The sequence below is a fragment of the Dietzia sp. CQ4 genome (genome assembly GCF_014145125.1).
GTDB classification, from domain to species: domain Bacteria; phylum Actinomycetota; class Actinomycetes; order Mycobacteriales; family Mycobacteriaceae; genus Dietzia; species Dietzia natronolimnaea.
The window spans coordinates 1-1,007 of record NZ_JAALDZ010000327.1 but is presented as its reverse complement, the minus strand read 5'-3'; the positions used below and the strand labels follow the sequence as shown (position 1 = coordinate 1,007).

Below are 1,007 nucleotides of genomic sequence, written 5' to 3'. Positions count from 1 at the left end.
TTACCCGTGATCGGGTCCGGCGCCGCTGTCGTGCCGGGTGGTGGGGGCCGCCCGGCCGGGCGATCCCCACCACGCTCAGACGGGGCTCACCCCGCGGGCGCTTCCCATCCGAACGGCATGAGCACGCTCTGCAGCTCGCAGTAGGCGTCCAGCCCCTCGGGTCCGTTCTCGCGGCCGAGGCCGGAGTTCTTGAAGCCGCCGAACGGCGCGCTCGGGTCGAAGGCGTACCAGTTGATGCCCATGGTGCCGGTGCGCACCCGCTGCGCCACGGCGAGCGCGGCGTCCGGGTCGGCCGAGTACACGGCTCCGGCCAGACCGAACTCGGAGTCGTTGGCGATCCGCACGGCCTCGTCGACGGTGTCGTACGCGATGACCTGGAGCACGGGCCCGAAGATCTCCTCCTGGGCGATGGTCATGGAGTTGTCGACGTCGGTGAACACGGTCGGCTGGACGAAGGCACCCTCGGCGACGCCGGCGGGCAGTCCCTCGACCTTCCCGCCGCCGTAGGCGATGGTCGCGCCCTCCTCGACACCCTTGCGGATGTACCCCTCGACGCTGTCCTTCTGCTTGTGGTTGGCCAGCGGGCCGAACGCGGTGCCCTCGGCGGACGGGTCGCCGACCGGCATGGCCTTGACGTTCTCGACCAGGGCCTCCACGACCTCGTCGTAGCGCGACCGCGGGGCGAGGATGCGGTTCTGGGACACGCACGCCTGGCCGGAGTTCATCAGGGCGGAGAACACCATGGTCCCGGCGTTGGCGGCGATGTCGGCGTCCTCGAGGATGATCGCCGCGCTCTTGCCGCCGAGCTCGAGCGAGCAGCGGGTGAGGTTCTGCGCGGCGATCCCGGCGATGTGCTTGCCGACCCCCGTGGAGCCGGTGAACGAGATCTTGTCGACCTCCGGGTGCGAGACCAGGTGGTCGCCCACGGAGCTCGGGCCGGTCACCACGGACAGCACACCCTCGGGCAGTCCGGCCTCGCGGAACAGGTCCGCCAGCCACAGCGCGGA

The 1,007-nt window shown here is 71.0% G+C and carries 1 protein-coding gene; it reads right to left on the bottom strand.

Annotation, left to right across the window (positions count from 1 at the left end):
• Positions 1-86: 86 nt before the first annotated feature.
• Positions 87-1,007 (bottom strand): aldehyde dehydrogenase family protein (locus tag G6031_RS16065; protein WP_182653801.1); only part of this gene is annotated, 921 nt, incomplete at its 5' end.